We start from the raw sequence: 17,410 nt of genomic DNA on the forward strand, positions 1-17,410 counted from the left end.
GCTGAGCTTTGATGCGCTGGCTTTATTACCTTCTGAAATGTTTACTTGCTGGCTTTGTTGCCATGCAAATGTACTTTGTCATTCAGATTGGAATCTGGGCAACGCTGGATCCAAGTAGTACTGCATTTCAGAGGGCAGAGCGTTGGCGGCTTTGCGGTTTGCATTGGTCTTGCCCGGTGCAGTCAAAATGGGTTCCTTACGACAAAATATCGAACAACCTGAAGCGCGCTGTTTTGGTTAGTGAAGATGACATCTTTTTTCAGCATATGGGCGTGCGAGTGGAGGATATGCAAAAAGCATGGGCTAAAAATTCACAGCTCAATCAACCAGGCGGTAAATCTAAAACTGCTTTACGTGGCGGCTCCACAATCACGCAGCAACTAGCCAAGAACCTTTTCCTTTCTTCCGAACAGAATTATTTTCGCAAGGCACAGGAGTTGATTATTGCTGGCCTACTTGAGGTAATGTTGTCTAAACAGAGGATGTTTGAAATCTATCTGAATTCAGTGGAGTGGGGTGAGGGCATCTTCGGTATCGGTGCTGCTTCTCAGCATTACTATGGAATAAAGCCAGCATCACTTGATCGTGAGCAGGCTGCAGCCTTAGCCTCTGCATTGCCAGCGCCGAAGTGTTTCGACAAAGCGCAGTACTGTCGCAAAGCCAATATTCACTTCCCTACACGGCAAGACTTTATTTTAGAAAATATGGACAGAGTGGCTCTAACGCCCACTCCAAAACCAAAGACGCGTTAGGGCTGCTGTACGTTAGCCCAACTTCTTTTATTTGCTGGCTGCAGCTCTTAATGCATTTCTAGTGGTGATGGCCACTTTTCTAGCTGCTTCTGCAAAATCATTCCCTGAGCTTGCATACAGGATTGCTCTGGAAGAGTTAATCATCATGCCCGTGCCTGGTTTATTGGGGATGCTGCCAGCCTTTACCGTGGCATCGATATCGCCGCCTTGAGCACCAATACCTGGAATGAGTAATGGCATCTCGCCCACAATTCCTCTCACCTTGGCAATTTCTTCTGGGAAGGTTGCTCCAACTACAAGGCTGATTTGGCCAGAGGCATTCCATTGTTGTGCGGCGAGTTTGGCAACACGCAGGTAAAGCGGTTCGCCATTGGGAGCCACATTCAAGAACTGAAGGTCAGAGCCTCCAGGATTTGAGGTGCGGCATAAAACAATCACACCCTTGCCGGCGTGTTTTAGGTAAGGCTCGATCGTGTCAAAGCCCATGTAAGGGTTCACGGTCACCGCATCTGCACCGTAGCGCTCAAAAGCCTCCAAGGCATAGTGGTCGGCAGTACTGCCGATATCACCACGCTTGGAATCCAAGATGACTGGAATATGGGGGTATTTATCTTTAAGGTATCGAGTCAGCTTTTCTAGTTGGGCTTCAGCTCTTTGGGAGGCAAAGTAGGCGAACTGGGGCTTAAAGGAGCAGACGGTATCTGCGGTGGCATCAGCGATCTCGCGGCAGAACTCAAAAATCCCCTCAGGCTTACCCTGAAATACAGCAGGTAGGCGCTTAGGATCTGGATCGAAGCCCACACACAACATGCTGCCTTGGGAAGCCCATGCAGACTGGAGTTGTTGGGTAAAGGTATTTGGGCTTGAGTTCATTGGGATTGGGCTTATTTTAGTGAAACTGTCATGATCTATAGGATAAACTAGCGACCATTCCTTAGGAGTTCACCATGATCAACTTGTTCGTCCTGCAAAATGGCCGCCTCTCTCAAGAGCAAGTGGAAGATCGCAATGAATTGTTGCAATACTCCAACCCTATCTGGATTGACGTCGTTGACCCTGAAGAAGAGGAGCTCCTATGGATTAAAGAGGCTTTTGGCGTTCTTTTGCCTGAATTAGATGATTTGGGTGACTTGGAAGCTTCTGCGCGTTATTTCGAGGCAGATGACGGCCACCTCCATATTCGTACTGATTTCCTATTGGATGAAGAAGAAACTTCTCGCAACGTGCGAGTCGCTTTCGTAATGACCAAGCAAGTGTTGTTCTCAATTCATGATGAAGATTTACCGGTGTTCCGCTTGGTGCGCTTGCGCGCGCGTTTGCGTCCAGGATCAGTTAGTAATGCAAAAGACGTTTTACTCGACCTGTACTCCACTGATGCGGAGTATTCTGCTGACGCATTAGAGGAGGTTTATGAAAACCTCGAACAAGCAGGTAAGCGCGTTCTGCAGGATGACATCACTGATAACGATGCAGAAGAAGTGCTCGAAACAATTGCTAAGGAAGAAGATACCAACGGACGTATTCGTCGTAATGTGATGGATACCCGCCGTGCATTGTCATTCTTAATGCGTAGCAAATTATTATCCGATGAGCAGCAAGAAGAGGCGCGTCAGATTTTGCGAGATATTGATTCACTAGAAAACCATACTGCGTTCTTGTTCGATAAGATCAACTTCTTGATGGATGCGACAGTCGGTTTTATTAACTTGAACCAAAGTAAGATCATCAAGATCTTCTCGGTGGTATCTGTTGCTTTGATGCCGCCGACTTTATTGGCGAGCGTGTGGGGCATGAACTTCCGCTACATGCCCGAGCTAGAAGAGACTTGGGGTTATCCAGTCGCCATTCTCTCTATGGTGATTTCAGCGATGATTCCATTGGGCTACTTCCGCCATAAGGGCTGGCTAAGCTCCCGCTAATTCTGTAGTGCTGCCTTATTAGGCGTTTTTAGGTTTAAGCAATTCCAGAAATTGAGAGAGTGCAAAATCACGCGCTTGTTCTCGTACGATTTGACGATCACCATTGAAGTGCTTTGTCAGTGTGGCGGTATTGATGACACCATCTCCAATACTCTCTTTAATTGCCCAGCCAAAGCAGACGGTGCCAACTGGTTTTTCAGGTGAGCCGCCTGTTGGGCCAGCGATGCCAGTAATGGAGATAGCGGCATTGACATTGGCATTGTGAAGCGCCCCTTCAGCCATGGCTTTAGCAACCTGCTCGCTGACTGCACCAAACGAGTCGATCATCTCTGCTGGAACGTCTAAACATTCAGATTTCGCAGCATTGCTATAGGTGATATAGCCTCTCTCAAGCCAATCGCTCGAGCCTGCTAAATCCGTCAGGGTTGCGCAGACAAGACCGCCAGTGCAGGATTCAGCTAAGGCAATTTTCCAGCCTCGACTTACTAAAGTCAGTGCAACCGCTCTCGCTAGTTCATGTTGGGGGTCGTTATTATTTTTCATGAGATGTAGCTCAATCCAATATGTAAGAGTGTGATGGTGAGTAAGGTGAAAAATGCTGCAGCTAAATCATCGGCAATGATTCCGAAGCCACGCCAAAGTATTAAACCAAAACTGGAAGGGGTGGAATTATCACCATTCTCTAATTGCTTAAAGTGACGATCAATCATTCCGATCGGTCCTGGCTTGACGGCATCAAAAAATCGGAAGAGTGCAAATGCCACAATTTGCACCCCTAGGCTTGCCGGCATGATAAAAATCAGTACGAGCCAAAAAGCGACAACTTCATCCCACACAATCCCGCCAAAATCCTTTTTGCCTAGCTCTTCGCTGACTTGTCCGCAGATCCAGCAACCCAGCGCAATTCCTACCCCAACGATCCACAACCAAGCTTCGGTTGATAGAAAGTACTCACCTATCAAGAAGGCGGCCCAAGCCCAGAGCGTTCCTGCGGTACCGGGTGCAAAGGGCGCTAGGCCGCTGCCCATCCCGAATGCAAGGGCGCGACTAGGTTTACTGAATACCCATTTGAAGCTTGGAGAAAATGTGGAGGAGTCAGGTGTATTCAATTGGAGGTTCATGCAAAGTGATCAAAGGATTTCAGCAGTAAATTGGCTTCTTGACTGCTTAATGCTTTTCCATCCCTATCAATGATGTGTATCTCGGGTGCTGAGTGTTGCATGGATTTGATGCTACCAATTTGAGTCAGCGGAAGATTGAGGTCTGCGCTTATTTTGGCAATGACATCCCGTTTACTGCTTGGAGCGGTAAAGCACAGCTCGTAATCATCGCCACCACTTGCAGCAAATTGGTTTTGGATCACCTGCGATTGCTTGAGTAGTGTGCTGGATTTTGGAATTCTGTCTAAGAAGATTTCAGCACTTTTGCCTGACTCTTTAAGGATGTGTTTGAGATCACCCAACAGGCCATCAGAGATATCTAAAGCGGAATTGGCGACTTCTCTCAAGGCAAGACCTAAATTCACTCTTGGGGCGGGTTGATGCATGCGTGCCTCAATAAGCACTAAATCTTCTTTAGATAATTCAATTTCATGACGCAGTGCAGCAAGAGTAAGTCTTGCATCGCCAACAGTCCCTGAAACCCAAATGTCGTCACCATCCATTGCCCCCGATCTGCGAATAGCTTTTTCCTTCGGAATGGCACCAAAGGCAGTGATGCAAAGATTCAGCGGTCCGGCAGTAGTATCGCCACCAATGAGTGGGCAGGAATAGGTATTTGCAATGGCAAATAAACCCTTGCTAAAGGCCTCTAACCAGGCCGGATTGGGCTCAGGTAATGCCAGTGCTAGAGTGAAGCCTACAGGCTTGGCGCCCATGGCTGCAAGGTCTGAGAGGTTGACTGCTAGGGCTTTCCAGCCCAACCACTCAGGGTTTGCATCCGGGAAAAAGTGCCTTCCGCTGACCAACATATCGCTGGTAATTGCCAGATCTTCAGCGGGGTCGGTTTTGAGTAGAGCGCAATCATCACCAATCCCGAGCGTGACTGAGCCAGGATTGCTGGCAAGCATGAGTTCTGACTGCGTTTTAAAGAAGCGCTGAATCAGGTCAAATTCGCCAAGTGAGGAAGTTTGAGATTGCATGCCCCATTTTATGGCTCTTGGGAATCTTTCATCCGAGAGGAATAGAATTAGAAGCTTGAATAAGTCTGATTGATGAGTGAACTGATGAGTAAACCAAGCAATAGCAGTAAAGAACAACAAATAGCAGATTTAAGAGCAGCAGCTCTTCACTATCACGAGTTTCCTGTTCCTGGAAAAATCGAAATTGCTCCAACGAAGCAGTTAACCAATCAGCGAGACCTTGCTTTGGCTTACACCCCAGGGGTTGCTGCTGCGTGTGAAGAAATTGCCAAAGATCCTGCCAATGCATTCCGTTACACAGCGCGCGGCAATTTAGTCGGCGTGATTACAAACGGCACTGCAGTATTGGGATTAGGAAATATTGGCCCATTGGCAAGTAAGCCGGTGATGGAAGGTAAAGCAGTCCTCTTTAAGAAATTTGCTGGTATTGATGTTTTCGATATCGAAGTGAATGAAAACGATCCAGATAAATTGGTTGAAATCATTGCAGCACTTGAACCTACTTTTGGCGGTATCAATTTAGAAGATATCAAGGCTCCAGATTGTTTTGTAGTTGAGCGTAAATTACAAGCGCGCATGAAGATTCCAGTCTTCCATGATGATCAGCATGGAACAGCGATTGTGGTTGCTGCTGCAATTCTGAATGGCTTGAAAGTCGTTGGCAAAGATGTGGGTAATGTGAAATTAGTTACCTCAGGTGCTGGCGCTGCTGCATTAGCTTGCTTGGATTTGCTGGTTGATCTTGGTATTCCACGTAAAAATATTTGGGTTACTGACTTAGCTGGCGTTGCATACAAAGGCCGCACTGAATTAATGGATCCAGAGAAAGAGCCATTCTGCCAAGAAACTGATTTGCGCACTTTGGATCAAGTGATTGAGGGTGCTGATATTTTCTTGGGCCTCTCGGCTGGTGGTGTGCTCAAGCAATCCATGGTGAAAAAGATGGCGGATAAGCCATTGATATATGCCTTAGCAAATCCAACCCCAGAGATTCTTCCTGAAGAAGTCAAAGAAGTTCGTCCCGATGCAGTGATGGCAACAGGCCGCACTGATTACCCAAATCAAGTCAATAACGTATTGTGCTTTCCATTCATCTTCCGAGGCGCATTAGACGTTGGTGCAACTACGATTACACGTGGCATGGAAGTCGCGGCGGTTAAGGCTGTAGCGGAGTTGGCGCAAGCTGAGCAAAGCGAAGTGGTGACCTCTGTATACGGTATTGAGAACTTGTCTTTTGGACCAGAGTATTTAATTCCGAAACCATTTGATCCACGTTTGATTACGGTTATCGCCCCAGCAGTTGCTAAGGCAGCAATGGATGATGGTGTTGCTCAACGTCCGATTAAAGACTTTGATGCTTACCGTAATCAGTTACAACAATTTGTGTACCACTCTGGCACTTTGATGAAGCCGCTGTTTAGTATTGCTAAACGCGTGCCTGCAGCTCAAAAACGTATCGTATTTGCCGAAGGTGAAGATGAGCGCGTATTGCGCGCTGTGCAAATCATTACCGATGAGCATCTTGCTACCCCAATCTTAATTGGTAGACCAGCAGTGATCGAGCATCGTATCGGTAAGTTTGGTTTACGTATTAAGTCCGGTGAAGATTTTGAGATTGTGAATCCAGAGAGTGATCCACGCTATCGTGATTTCTGGCAAACCTATTTGGGTTTGACTGAGCGCAAGGGTGTTACCGAATCTTTCGCTAAGCTAGAAATGCGTCGTCGCAATAGTTTGATTGGATCGATCATGATTAGCAAAGGCATGGCTGATGGCATGATTTGCGGAACGGTCGGTAATTCAGCAACGCATTTGAAGTATATCGATGAGGTAGTTGGTCGCGAGCCTGGTGCTAATGTTTATGGTGCAATGTCTGGTTTGATTTTGCCGGGTCGCCAAGTATTTTTGGTCGACACTCATGTCAATGTTGATCCAACTGCAGAACAATTAGCTGAATTGACATTGATGGCTGCAAGTGAGATGCGCAAATTAGGTCTAGCACCTAAAGTTGCACTCCTGTCCCATTCCAACTTTGGTTCAAGCAGCGCTCCATCCGCTATCAAAATGCGTGAAGTGTTGGCTTTGATTCAAAAAGCAGATCCTGAATTAGAGATAGATGGTGAGATGCATGGTGATAGCGCTTTGGATGAAACTATTCGTGCCAGCGCAGTGACTTCATCCCCGTTAAAAGGTGATGCCAACTTGCTCGTGTTGCCAAATATTGATGCCGCCAATATTTCTTACAACTTGTTAAAGACTGCTGCTGGTAACGGTATTGCAATCGGCCCATTGTTACTAGGTGCCGCTAAGCCGATTCATATTTTGACGCCATCGGCTACTGTGCGCCGTATCGTCAATGTCACCACTTTGGCGGTAGTTGAGGCGGCAAGTAACGCTAGAGGTGTGGCTTAAGGCGTAAATGCAGTCTTTTATTTATGTTAGTTAGCAATAACTAACATAAATAATTATTATATAAATCAATGGTTTATATAAAATGTGCTGTAATTGGGCTTGATTTGATGGCGTGTTAAGGGTAACCTAGCACCCATCATGAATAATCGCTCTGAAAACGGCACTACAGTAAGCTTCGACGAACACAGTCGCGCTGAAAGTTGGGATAGCAACGATCGACTTGAAACTGAGTCATCTGCTGCCAATATCTATGCTGAGGGTGGTTTATCTCGTTTACAAACCTATGCAGCAAATCAAGTTTCGGGGAAAAAAGTGACAGCTTCTTGGCGTGCCGCTTTGGCCGTTCGCGATGCCGGACCGCCGGCAATGTTGCGCAGTGTGCGCCCTAATATCGTGCAATCTATTCGTGCTTTCCGCACTCCTGACCTCCAGGAGGCGGCTACTGAGCTTGGTCAACACTTCATTTACGCCAATTGTGCAAATGCAATGACTAAAGGCGAAGTGTTGGAAGCGATTGCTATTGCCTATACATTTACCAAGCAACAAGCGAAGAATTTCGATCCTTTATTGGATGCTTTGACGACTACGGTTGACAAGTCTGGTCCACAGCCAGGTTTCGTAGTGGTTCTTGAAGGCTTGCCTTGCACTCAGAAGTTTGACAAAGAAGCTCGCGAGACCCTGTTAGATGTGTTCCGTGATGCTGTGGACTTCTGGTCTGAGCGCCGCACACCTTATCGCGTGTTTTACTCTTTTGCTTAAAGCGGTAAATCCATAAAACAGCACAAATCGCCTCTACTTGAGGCGATTTTGCATTTCTGGGTCCCAAATGCTGTGAACGGTAGTGATTGCCACAATTCCAGCGGTCTCAGTTCGCAATACTCGATCACCTAAAGAGACGATCTGATATCCAGCAGCCAGAGCTTGAGCCTCTTCTTCTGGAGAATGACCACCTTCGGGCCCAATCATCAAAATAACATCCTGGGGCGGACTTTCAATTAATACTGAATACAGGCTTTTGTCGGTATCTGGGCTTAAAAGTAGTTTAAGTGTGGCTTTTTGTGGCTTTTGTAGATAACTTTCAAAACTTTGCACGGGCTCTACAGAAGCTAAAACTGTACGATCACATTGCTCACAGGCCGCCTGAACAATGCCCTCCCAGTGGAGGAGGCGTTTTTGAGCCCGCTCAGCATCGCTGGAGCGAGTTAATTTGATGACTGAGCGCTCACACTGCAGTGGCGCAATGACTTGAGCACCCGTCTCTATAGCCTTTTCAACCACCCAGTCCATCTTGTCGCCGCCAGCAAGGCCTTGGGCCAAGGTGATGGCGTAAGGACTCTCACGATGAGTATCTAAACGAATATCACTCAACTCTGCTTCCCCAGATTTATTGCCCAAGAAAAGGAGTTTTGCCTGAGCAACTTGGCCTTTGCCATCGAAGATTGGGAAGAATTCACCAACTTGGATGCGGCGTACCCGTAAATGATGGGCGAGCTCAGGGGTGAGGGTATTTGGCTTTTGGGTTTCCCATGGCCCGGGAAGATAAAATTGAGGCATTACTGAAATATAGCTAATTAATTTCCTAGAGACCCAATTTACGATGTCAAACCTTCAAATTCGTATGGCAAATGCCATTCGTGCTTTATCCATGGATGCAGTTCAACAAGCCAATTCTGGTCACCCTGGAATGCCAATGGGTATGGCTGATATTGCAGTCGGTCTTTGGAATGAGCATTTGCAACATAACCCAACAGATCCACATTGGATGAATCGCGATCGCTTTGTTTTATCAAACGGTCATGGTTCTATGTTGTTGTATTCCTTATTGCATTTAACTGGTTATGACTTGCCGATGAGCGAGTTAAAAAATTTCCGTCAGTTGCACAGTAAAACTGCTGGCCATCCTGAGTATGGAATTACGCCCGGTGTAGAAACCACTACTGGTCCTTTGGGTCAGGGAATTTCTAATGCAGTTGGTATGGCGCTTGCTGAAAAATTATTAGCGCAAGAATTTAATCGCCCAGGTCATGACATCGTTAATCACTACACCTATGTATTTTTAGGTGATGGTTGTTTGATGGAAGGCATTAGTCATGAAGTCTGTTCATTAGCCGGCACACTCAAGCTCAATAAATTGATTGCGCTATGGGATGACAACGGCATCTCGATTGATGGCAAAGTCGTTTCTTGGTTTAACGAAGACACACCAAAGCGTTTTGAAGCTTATGGCTGGAATGTGATTCGTGATGTGGACGGGCATGACGCAGAGGCCGTATCAAGTGCAATTGCTAAAGCTAAGAAGAGTGATAAGCCGACATTGATTTGTTGCAAGACAGCGATTGGTCAGGGCTCGCCAAACATGGCTGGTAGCGATAAGGTGCATGGCTCCCCATTGGGCGCGGCAGAAATTGCAGCAACTCGTGTTGCCTTGAACTGGCCATATGCACCGTTTGAAATTCCGAAAGATATTTATGAGGCTTGGGATTTCAAGAAACGCGGTCAAGCTGCTGAGCATGAGTGGAATAAAGAATTCCAGGCCTACAAAAATAAATACCCAGAACTGGCTTCTGAATTACAGCGTCGTATGCAAGGCGGCTTATCTAAAGACTTCTCTAAAACTTTAGATGCTTACTTAAAGACTTGTGAAACTAAAGCAGAAACCATTGCTACTCGTAAGGCAAGTCAGAATGCCATCGAAGCATTGGCACCAGCCTTGCCAGAGTTTATGGGCGGCTCTGCTGACTTAACAGGTTCTAACTTAACTAACTGGTCTTCATGTAAAGCTGTGCGTGCTGATCAGTGGGGTAACCACATCAACTACGGTGTTCGTGAATTTGGTATGAGTGCCATCATGAACGGAATCGCTTTGCATGGCGGCTATATTCCATTCGGCGGCACCTTCCTAACCTTCTCGGATTACAGTCGCAATGCCTTGCGCATGGCTGCATTGATGAAGTTGCGCAGCATCTTTGTCTTTACGCATGACTCGATTGGCTTGGGTGAAGATGGCCCAACACACCAGTCAGTGGAGCATGTAGCGAGCTTGCGCCTCATCCCAAATTTGATGGTTTGGCGTCCATGCGATACCACGGAGAGTGCAGTTGCCTGGGGTGCCGCGATTGAGCGTAAGCATGGCCCTAGTGCTTTGATCTTCAGTCGTCAAAACTGCCCATTTGTATCGCGTAATAGCCAACAAGTAAAAGACATTGCACGCGGTGGATATGTTTTGCGTGATCCAAAGAAATCCAAAATCGATGCAGTAATTATTGCTACCGGATCTGAAATTGCTTTGGCATTACAAACTGCAGAGCGTTTAGAGGGTGAAGGCTTTGGCATTCGTGTGGTGTCAATTCCATCAACAACGGTATTTGATCAACAAGATGCTGCTTACAAAGCAAAAGTCTTGCCAGCTGATATTCCGCGCATTGCTGTTGAAGCTGGGGTGAGTGATTTCTGGTGGAAGTATGGTTGTGCAGCTGTGCACGGTGTTGATACCTTTGGTGAGTCAGCGCCAGCGCCAGTGCTTTATGAATATTTTGGCTTGACTGTGGATCAGATCGCTAAAACAGTAAAGCAATGCATTGCAAAGAAATAAAAAAGATCAAAAGCAAATAAATTATCTGTTTAAGAATTCAAAATTAGCAAGGGGAATGGAATGACAATTCGTGTCGCAATTAACGGTTATGGTCGCATTGGTCGTATGGTCTTGCGTGCTTTGTATGAAGATCAAGTCAATGGCAAGCCAAGACGTGATATCAAAATCGTGGCGATTAATGCGATGGGTGATATCGATATCAATGCGCACTTGACGCAATATGATTCTGCGCACGGTCGTTTTCCTGCCGAAGTAAAAGTAGACGGCGATTGCATGGTGGTTAATGGTGATCGTATCAAGATGTTCTCAACCCGTAATCCTTTGGAAACCCCATGGGGTGAGTTGGGTGTGGACTTGGTGCTCGAGTGCTCCGGCAAATTCACTTCAAAAGAAAAAGCCATGGTGCACATCTCTCAGGGCGCGAAGAAAGTATTGATTTCTGCTCCCGGTGAAAAAGATGTGGATGCCACGATTGTTTACGGCGTTAACCAGCAAGTGCTCAAGCCAAGCGATGTCGTGGTTTCTAACGCGAGCTGCACGACTAACTGTTTAGCGCCGTTGGTTAAGCCATTGCTAGAAAAGATTGGTATCGAGTCTGGCTTGATGACTACGATCCATGCATTTACCAATGATCAGGTTCTGACTGACGTGTATCACAAGGATATGCGCCGTGCGCGTTCTGCTGTGAGCAGCATGATTCCAACTAAGACCGGTGCGGCAAAAGCGGTTGGCTTGGTATTGCCAGCTTTGGCAGGGCGCTTTGACGGTTTTGCAATGCGCGTGCCCGTCATTAACGTTTCTGTTGTGGATTTAACCTTTGCTGCTAGCCGCGCTACTAGCGTGGATGAAGTGAACTCTATTCTCAAAACAGCGAGTGAGGGTGAGTTGAAGGGTATTTTGGGTTTCAATACCTTACCTTTGGTTTCCATCGACTTCAATCACGATCCACGCCCCAGTATTTATGACGCTTCCCAGACTCGCGTGTCGGCAGATGGCAAGTTGGTCAAAGTCTTGGCTTGGTACGACAACGAGTGGGGCTATTCAGTCCAAATGCTCAATGCTGCTGAAGCATTGATGGCCGTAAAGTAAGTAATTGATGAGGTTTTAAGGCTAAAAGTACTTAAAATCTTGTTTTTGATGTAAAAAAGACCTCAATTGAGGTCTTTTTTCATTATCTGTAGATAAAATCTAAATAAATTAGGTTTAAGTCTTGGTTTTATTGCGGCAATTCTTCTTTTGGCAGTGCCCATACATGGCTAAAGAGTGCTCCTGGAGCTTAAAACCCAGGTTTTTGGCGATATCACGTTGTCTTTTCTCGATGGCCTCATCGACAAACTCTTCTACATGGCCGCAATCGAGGCAGACCAAGTGGTCATGGTGCTGCCCCTCATTGAGCTCATAAATGGCCCTACCATCGCCTTTGCTGGACTCAAAATGACTGCGGAGCAAGAGCCCTGCTTGCTCAAACTGGGTCAGTACCCGGTATACCGTGGCCAAACCAATTTCTTTATCTTCCTTAGCTAGGGCCATAAAGACATCTTCAGCACTAAAGTGGGTCCCACCGTTCTGGTGAAAGAAGTCCAATATTTTCATCCGTGGACCGGTCGCTTTGAGGCCAATATCGCGTAAATCTGCTGGAGTCGGGTTTTGGTTCATATTCATAGGTTTGGGAGCTAAAATCAATGTCTTAATGATACGGCCTGCCATGCAAAATTGCCTTCAAGTTTTTACCCGTTTATTGAACTCCATGTTTGGGGTTTTTGGCCTTGCTCGGTCAGGATTAGTTATTGCCTCTATTGGTGCGGTAATGATCGCTACTGGCTGCACTAGCGCCGTAGATGAAACCCAACGTGCCTGGATGAATAAAGTCTTTAGGCCTTATGTCCCTGATGTTGTGCAGGGCAACTTTATTTCTAGTGAGCAATACGCGAAATTACAAGTGGGCCAGAGTCGAGAGCAGGTCCGTCAAATTTTGGGAACACCTTTGCTAGCAAGTTATTTCCATGCCAATCGCTGGGACTATGTTTTTGAATTTAAGCGTTCGGGTCAGCAAATTAGTAAAGAGCGGCGCGTCACCGTATTTTTTGAGGGCGATAAGCTAGTGAAGTTTCAGGGTGACGCTTTGCCAACAGAGGTTGAGCTAGTTGCTGAGATCGATGGCTATGCAAAAACCAAGCGCTCCTTCTGGGATGTTGTGACCGGATCGAACAAGCCTCCAGTAACACCGCCTTTGCAACAGCCAGAGTTGCTAGTGCCTAGCCCCACGAATAATTTGCCAGCTGGTGCTGCAGTTCCTGCGGCTCCTGCTAGTAGTTCTTTTTGGGACTTTTTTAGCTTCTCAAAAAAATCACCAGACGCTCAGCCGGTGCCTCAACAATTAGGCCCTGGCGATCTCAACGTTCCGCAGGCTAGTGAAGTTAAGTAAAGATAAGTTGTGTTGATGTCGAGTGATTTCTTTCGACAACCTTGAATAAGAAACGAAGATACAAATGATGAAAATCGCAATTGCTGGTGCAACCGGCCGTATGGGGAAAATGTTGATCGAGGCTGTGCTCAATTGCTCAGATGCTGAGTTGGTTGGCGCCTTAGAGCATGAGTCTTGCCCGCTACTAGGTGAAGATGCTGGCGCGTTCTTGGGTAAAAAAACTGGCGTAGCCATTACATCGGATATCTCAAAGGCTTTAACAGGCGCTGAATTCTTAATTGATTTCACTCGCCCAGAAGGCACGATGGCGCATTTGGCTGTAGCGCAAAAGACGGGTAGCAAAATGATTATCGGCACAACTGGTCTTAGCCCAGAGCAAATCGATAGCCTGAAAAAAGCATCCGCAAATTTAGCCATCGTATTTGCGCCAAACATGAGTGTAGGCGTGAATGCCACATTCAAATTATTAGAAATTGCGGCAAAGATGTTGAACGAAGGTTACGACATCGAAATCATCGAAGCGCATCATCGTCATAAGGTAGATGCACCATCTGGTACTGCATTGAGAATGGGTGAAGTGATTGCCGATGCCCTTGGTGAGAAGTTAGACGATGTTGCTGTATATGCCCGCGAAGGTCACACCGGCGAGCGTAAGGCAGGCTCAATTGGTTTTGCCACTATTCGTGGTGGAGATATTGTGGGTGATCACACCGTCCTATTTGCAGGCGAGGGCGAACGCATTGAAATCAGCCATAAGTCTTCTAGCCGCCAGTCCTATGCACAAGGTTCCTTACGTGCTGCACGCTTCTTACAGAGTCAGAATTCTGGTTTGTATGATATGCAAGATGTTCTTGGTCTGCGCAAGTAACTCACCAAATACGATCACCATTAATTAAAGAATAGAAGAAAAGAGTTGTATTGAATGAGTAAGGATTACGATCACCGCAGTATTGAAGCTGCAGCGCGAGCTGATTGGGAAAGTGCACAAGCTTATAAGGTAGCCGAGAACGCAGTAGATGCTTCTGGTAAGCCAAGACCAAAATACTACGCCTGCTCCATGTTGCCTTATCCATCAGGTAAGTTGCATATGGGCCACGTTCGTAACTATACGATTAACGATGTAATGGCGCGACAATTGCGCATGCAGGGCTATAACGTACTTATGCCGATGGGTTGGGATGCGTTTGGTATGCCTGCTGAAAATGCTGCCATTCAGAATAAAGTGCCACCAGCTAAATGGACCTACGACAACATTGCTTATATGAAAAAGCAAATGGCAGCGATGGGTCTAGCAATTGATTGGTCGCGCGAAGTGGCTACTTGCAGTCCTGATTACTATCGTTGGAATCAATGGCTCTTTTTGAAAATGCTTGAAAAGGGCATTGCTTATCGCAAGACTCAAGTCGTGAATTGGGATCCAATCGATCAAACAGTATTGGCTAATGAGCAGGTGATTGATGGGCGCGGTTGGCGTTCAGGCGCCTTAGTGGAGAAGCGTGAGATTCCTGGTTACTACTTCAACATTACGGCCTATGCAGAGCAACTGCTGACTGGTTTAGATGGTCTGGGTTGGCCTGAGCGCGTCAAGATCATGCAGCAGAATTGGATTGGCAAAAGTCGTGGTGTCCGTTTTGCGTTCAAGCACGAGATTACTGATGCAAATGGTAATTTTGTTCAAGATGGTCAGTTGTATGTATTCACAACGCGTGCTGACACCATCATGGGTGTTACTTTCTGTGCAGTTGCGGCAGAGCATCCATTGGCAACATTAGCGGCAACCAATAATCCTGAGTTGGCAGCATTTATTGAGAAATGCAAAACCGGGAGCGTGATCGAAGCTGACCTCGCTACTCAAGAAAAAGAAGGCATGTTCACAGGTTTATACGTGACGCATCCACTCACCAATGAACCTGTCCCAGTCTGGGTGGGTAACTATGTGTTGATGTCCTATGGTGATGGTGCTGTCATGGGCGTTCCTGCGCATGATGAGCGAGATTTTGCCTTTGCACTGAAGTATGACTTACCGATTAAGCAAGTGATTGCTTTGCGTACTCAATCGGATATGTTCAACACTAGCCACTGGCAAGATTGGTACGCCCAGAAGGATGACGTCGTTTGTTTAAACAGCGGCAAGTACGATGGTCTATCGCATGAAGAGGCTGTTGATGCGGTGGCAAAAGATTTAGAGCAAATGGGTATTGGTGAAATCAAAACTACTTACCGTTTGCGAGATTGGGGTATCTCTCGTCAGCGTTATTGGGGTACGCCAATTCCGATTATTCATTGTGGCGATCAGCACAATCCTGGTTGCGGTGCTGTGCCAGTACCTGAAGCAGATTTACCAGTAGTACTGCCCGAAGATTGCGTGCCAGATGGCAGCGGTAATCCGCTCAATAAGCGTGCCGACTTCCTTAATGTGAAGTGTCCACAATGTGGCAAGCCCGCACGTCGTGAGACTGACACCATGGATACCTTTGTGGATTCTTCTTGGTACTTCATGCGTTACACCGGTCCAGATGCAAAGACGATGGTCGATGCGCGTAATGAATACTGGATGCCAATGGATCAGTACATTGGCGGTATTGAGCATGCGATTTTGCATTTGCTCTATGCACGCTTCTGGACTAAGGTCATGCGTGATCTCAATCTCATTACTTTTGATGAGCCGTTCCAGAACTTGCTAACGCAAGGCATGGTGCTCAATGAGACGTATTACTCTGAAGAAGCATCTGGTAAAAAGACTTGGTTAAATCCATTGGATGTAGAGCTCCAGCTAGATGACAAAGGCCGCCCTCAAAGCGCCAAGTTGAAAGGCGATGCTTCTGGCACATCAGTAATTATTGGTGGCATTGAGAAGATGTCTAAGAGTAAGAATAACGGCGTTGATCCCCAAGCCTTAATTGATCAATACGGTGCTGATACTGCGCGTTTATTTGTGATGTTTGCTGCCCCTCCTGAGCAACAGCTCGAGTGGTCTAGTGCCGGTGTAGAGGGTGCATCGCGTTTCTTGCGCCGTGTATGGATGTATACCAGCAGTCAAGCTGATGCAATCCGCGCTGCCTCTGAAGTATTGCCAAGTGATTTAAATGACGCAGAAAAAGAATTGCGTCGGGAAGTACATACCATTCTGAAGCAAGCTAACTTTGACTATCAGCGTCGTCAGTACAACACCGTAGTTTCTGCGGCAATGAAGATGCTGAACGTCTTAGAACCTGTGAAATTAGGCGATAAGACTACAGTGAGACCCGCTGTATTGCGTGAATGCTTGAGTATTCTGATTCGGGTACTTTACCCAGTGGTACCTCACTTAACGCATGCCCTCTGGAATGAGGTTGGTTGCGATCAATCTTTTGGCACGCTATTAGATGCGCCATGGCCTGCAGTAGATGAAGCTGCGCTGATTCAAACTGAGTTGACCATCATGTTGCAAATTAATGGCAAGTTACGTGGGGATATTCGTGTGCCTGCGGATGCCACTAAAGAGCAAATTGAGGCTTTGGCATTACAAAGCGAGCCTGCGGTGAAGGCGTTAAATGGTGCTGCACCTAAAAAGGTGATCGTGGTGCCAGGTCGCTTAATCAATATTGTTGCTTAGATTGCTAACGATTTTTTGAATAGAAACTAAACACATGCGCGTAAATCAACTTCGACGTACTCTGCTTGGGTTTCTGGCTCTAGCTCCAGTCAGCGGTCTGATCGCCTGTGGCTATCGTTTGCGTGGCATGGTTGATTTACCGTTTAAGGTAATCGCAATTACTGGTAGCCCATCACCACCTCTAAGAGCCGATCTACAGACAGCCATTTTGACGGGTACTGATGCAAAGATTGCAATCAATCCCAAAGACGCCGATCTGATTCTGGAAATCACTAGCGATCTGAATGGTCGTGAGATCTTGGCTTATAACTCGAATGGTCAAGTCTCTGCCTATCGTTTAAATATACGAGTTGGGTTTAGGGCGTATGACAATGCTGGGGCAGATATCGTGCCTGAAGCGGAGATCTACATGACGCGAGACATGGACTTCTCGGTATCGACCGTTTTAGCGACCGATGTCCAGATGCAGCAATTTCTATCTTTAATGCGTAGAGATTTAGCGGTTCAGATTTTGCGTCGTGTTTCTGCTTCTGCTCGAGCACCACAGGCTCGAAGCTTTTAAAGAATGACGAGCA

Annotated in this window: 16 protein-coding genes; 10 read left to right on the forward strand and 6 right to left on the reverse strand. The window is 46.7% G+C overall.

Features of this window, described 5'->3' with window-relative positions; translation table 11 throughout:
- Positions 1-11 precede the first annotated feature (11 nt).
- Positions 12-752: a monofunctional biosynthetic peptidoglycan transglycosylase gene (gene mtgA, locus A2X74_RS06615; RefSeq protein ID WP_293626330.1), complete on the forward strand. Its 741-nt coding sequence runs from the start codon at positions 12-14 to the stop codon at positions 750-752.
- Between the two features lie 27 nt (positions 753-779).
- Here mtgA and pyrF read toward each other — a convergent pair whose 3' ends face one another.
- Positions 780-1,625 carry an orotidine-5'-phosphate decarboxylase gene (pyrF, locus tag A2X74_RS06620; RefSeq protein WP_293626332.1) on the reverse strand — a complete coding sequence of 282 codons (846 nt, stop codon included), beginning with the start codon at positions 1,623-1,625 and terminating at the stop codon, positions 780-782.
- A gap of 74 nt (positions 1,626-1,699) precedes the next feature.
- On the opposite strand from pyrF, the gene corA reads away from it, so the two are divergent.
- The gene (gene corA, locus A2X74_RS06625; protein WP_293626334.1) at positions 1,700-2,671 is read left to right on the forward strand and encodes a magnesium/cobalt transporter CorA; all 972 of its coding nucleotides are present in this window, start codon (positions 1,700-1,702) and stop codon (positions 2,669-2,671) included.
- Between the two features lie 18 nt (positions 2,672-2,689).
- On the opposite strand, the gene A2X74_RS06630 is transcribed toward corA, so the two are convergent.
- The 3 genes from A2X74_RS06630 to thiL are packed head-to-tail and all read right to left on the reverse strand — an operon-like array spanning position 2,690 to position 4,811.
- A complete protein-coding gene (locus A2X74_RS06630) occupies positions 2,690-3,214 on the reverse strand; it encodes a CinA family protein (protein ID WP_293626335.1) in 525 nt (174 codons plus the stop codon).
- The gene (locus A2X74_RS06635; protein ID WP_293626337.1) at positions 3,211-3,792 is read right to left on the reverse strand and encodes a phosphatidylglycerophosphatase A; all 582 of its coding nucleotides are present in this window, start codon (positions 3,790-3,792) and stop codon (positions 3,211-3,213) included. The genes A2X74_RS06630 and A2X74_RS06635 overlap by 4 nt, the downstream gene beginning before the upstream one ends.
- Positions 3,789-4,811, reverse strand: coding sequence for a thiamine-phosphate kinase (thiL, locus tag A2X74_RS06640; protein ID WP_293626339.1), 1,023 nt, complete (start codon positions 4,809-4,811; stop codon positions 3,789-3,791). Before thiL ends, A2X74_RS06635 begins: the two co-directional genes overlap by 4 nt.
- 72 nt (positions 4,812-4,883) lie before the next feature.
- Between thiL and A2X74_RS06645 the strand changes: the two genes are divergently transcribed.
- Positions 4,884-7,223, forward strand: coding sequence for an NADP-dependent malic enzyme (locus tag A2X74_RS06645; RefSeq protein ID WP_299764985.1), 2,340 nt, complete (start codon positions 4,884-4,886; stop codon positions 7,221-7,223).
- A gap of 138 nt (positions 7,224-7,361) precedes the next feature.
- A complete protein-coding gene (locus A2X74_RS06650) occupies positions 7,362-7,982 on the forward strand; it encodes a barstar family protein (protein ID WP_215302474.1) in 621 nt (206 codons plus the stop codon).
- Between the two features lie 33 nt (positions 7,983-8,015).
- On the opposite strand, the gene A2X74_RS06655 is transcribed toward A2X74_RS06650, so the two are convergent.
- Positions 8,016-8,777, reverse strand: coding sequence for a 16S rRNA (uracil(1498)-N(3))-methyltransferase (locus A2X74_RS06655; RefSeq protein WP_293626369.1), 762 nt, complete (start codon positions 8,775-8,777; stop codon positions 8,016-8,018).
- 43 nt (positions 8,778-8,820) lie between these two features.
- Between A2X74_RS06655 and tkt the strand changes: the two genes are divergently transcribed.
- Both tkt and gap read left to right on the forward strand, forming a co-directional pair.
- Complete coding sequence (gene tkt / locus A2X74_RS06660; RefSeq protein WP_293626371.1) at positions 8,821-10,815, forward strand: transketolase; 1,995 nt, start codon at positions 8,821-8,823, stop codon at positions 10,813-10,815.
- A 60-nt stretch (positions 10,816-10,875) separates the two neighbouring features.
- Positions 10,876-11,904 carry a type I glyceraldehyde-3-phosphate dehydrogenase gene (gene gap / locus A2X74_RS06665; protein WP_215376785.1) on the forward strand — a complete coding sequence of 343 codons (1,029 nt, stop codon included), beginning with the start codon at positions 10,876-10,878 and terminating at the stop codon, positions 11,902-11,904.
- A 114-nt stretch (positions 11,905-12,018) separates the two neighbouring features.
- Here gap and fur read toward each other — a convergent pair whose 3' ends face one another.
- Positions 12,019-12,477: a ferric iron uptake transcriptional regulator gene (fur, locus tag A2X74_RS06670; RefSeq protein WP_293626521.1), complete on the reverse strand. Its 459-nt coding sequence runs from the start codon at positions 12,475-12,477 to the stop codon at positions 12,019-12,021.
- Between the two features lie 43 nt (positions 12,478-12,520).
- On the opposite strand from fur, the gene A2X74_RS06675 reads away from it, so the two are divergent.
- From A2X74_RS06675 to lptE, 4 genes are all read left to right on the forward strand, one after another.
- Entirely contained in the window at positions 12,521-13,240 is a 720-nt protein-coding gene (locus tag A2X74_RS06675) for an outer membrane protein assembly factor BamE (protein WP_293626376.1), read from the forward strand.
- A 67-nt stretch (positions 13,241-13,307) separates the two neighbouring features.
- Complete coding sequence (gene dapB, locus A2X74_RS06680) at positions 13,308-14,108, forward strand: 4-hydroxy-tetrahydrodipicolinate reductase (RefSeq protein ID WP_293626378.1); 801 nt, start codon at positions 13,308-13,310, stop codon at positions 14,106-14,108.
- A gap of 54 nt (positions 14,109-14,162) precedes the next feature.
- Complete coding sequence (gene leuS, locus A2X74_RS06685; protein WP_293626381.1) at positions 14,163-16,835, forward strand: leucine--tRNA ligase; 2,673 nt, start codon at positions 14,163-14,165, stop codon at positions 16,833-16,835.
- 34 nt (positions 16,836-16,869) lie between these two features.
- Positions 16,870-17,397 (forward strand): LPS assembly lipoprotein LptE, encoded by a 528-nt coding sequence (gene lptE / locus A2X74_RS06690; protein WP_293626383.1) that lies wholly within the window; start codon positions 16,870-16,872, stop codon positions 17,395-17,397.
- Positions 17,398-17,410 lie beyond the last annotated feature (13 nt).

This window comes from Polynucleobacter sp. GWA2_45_21 (assembly GCF_001830325.1).
Lineage (GTDB): Bacteria > Pseudomonadota > Gammaproteobacteria > Burkholderiales > Burkholderiaceae > Polynucleobacter.

Excerpts from the sequence above, each read along its gene's own strand:
- gap (WP_215376785.1), top strand. The coding sequence starts at position 10,876 with ATGACAATTCGTGTCGCAATTAACGGTTATGGTCGCATTGGTCGTATG.
- A2X74_RS06645 (WP_299764985.1), top strand. The coding sequence starts at position 4,884 with ATGAGTGAACTGATGAGTAAACCAAGCAATAGCAGTAAAGAACAACAA.
- thiL (WP_293626339.1), bottom strand. The coding sequence starts at position 4,811 with ATGCAATCTCAAACTTCCTCACTTGGCGAATTTGACCTGATTCAGCGC.
- A2X74_RS06675 (WP_293626376.1), top strand. The coding sequence starts at position 12,521 with ATGCAAAATTGCCTTCAAGTTTTTACCCGTTTATTGAACTCCATGTTT.
- lptE (WP_293626383.1), top strand. The coding sequence starts at position 16,870 with ATGCGCGTAAATCAACTTCGACGTACTCTGCTTGGGTTTCTGGCTCTA.
- A2X74_RS06630 (WP_293626335.1), bottom strand. The coding sequence starts at position 3,214 with ATGAAAAATAATAACGACCCCCAACATGAACTAGCGAGAGCGGTTGCA.
- A2X74_RS06635 (WP_293626337.1), bottom strand. The coding sequence starts at position 3,792 with ATGAACCTCCAATTGAATACACCTGACTCCTCCACATTTTCTCCAAGC.
- dapB (WP_293626378.1), top strand. The coding sequence starts at position 13,308 with ATGAAAATCGCAATTGCTGGTGCAACCGGCCGTATGGGGAAAATGTTG.
- leuS (WP_293626381.1), top strand. The coding sequence starts at position 14,163 with ATGAGTAAGGATTACGATCACCGCAGTATTGAAGCTGCAGCGCGAGCT.
- A2X74_RS06655 (WP_293626369.1), bottom strand. The coding sequence starts at position 8,777 with ATGCCTCAATTTTATCTTCCCGGGCCATGGGAAACCCAAAAGCCAAAT.
- tkt (WP_293626371.1), top strand. The coding sequence starts at position 8,821 with ATGTCAAACCTTCAAATTCGTATGGCAAATGCCATTCGTGCTTTATCC.
- pyrF (WP_293626332.1), bottom strand. The coding sequence starts at position 1,625 with ATGAACTCAAGCCCAAATACCTTTACCCAACAACTCCAGTCTGCATGG.
- A2X74_RS06650 (WP_215302474.1), top strand. The coding sequence starts at position 7,362 with ATGAATAATCGCTCTGAAAACGGCACTACAGTAAGCTTCGACGAACAC.
- corA (WP_293626334.1), top strand. The coding sequence starts at position 1,700 with ATGATCAACTTGTTCGTCCTGCAAAATGGCCGCCTCTCTCAAGAGCAA.
- mtgA (WP_293626330.1), top strand. The coding sequence starts at position 12 with ATGCGCTGGCTTTATTACCTTCTGAAATGTTTACTTGCTGGCTTTGTT.
- fur (WP_293626521.1), bottom strand. The coding sequence starts at position 12,477 with ATGAATATGAACCAAAACCCGACTCCAGCAGATTTACGCGATATTGGC.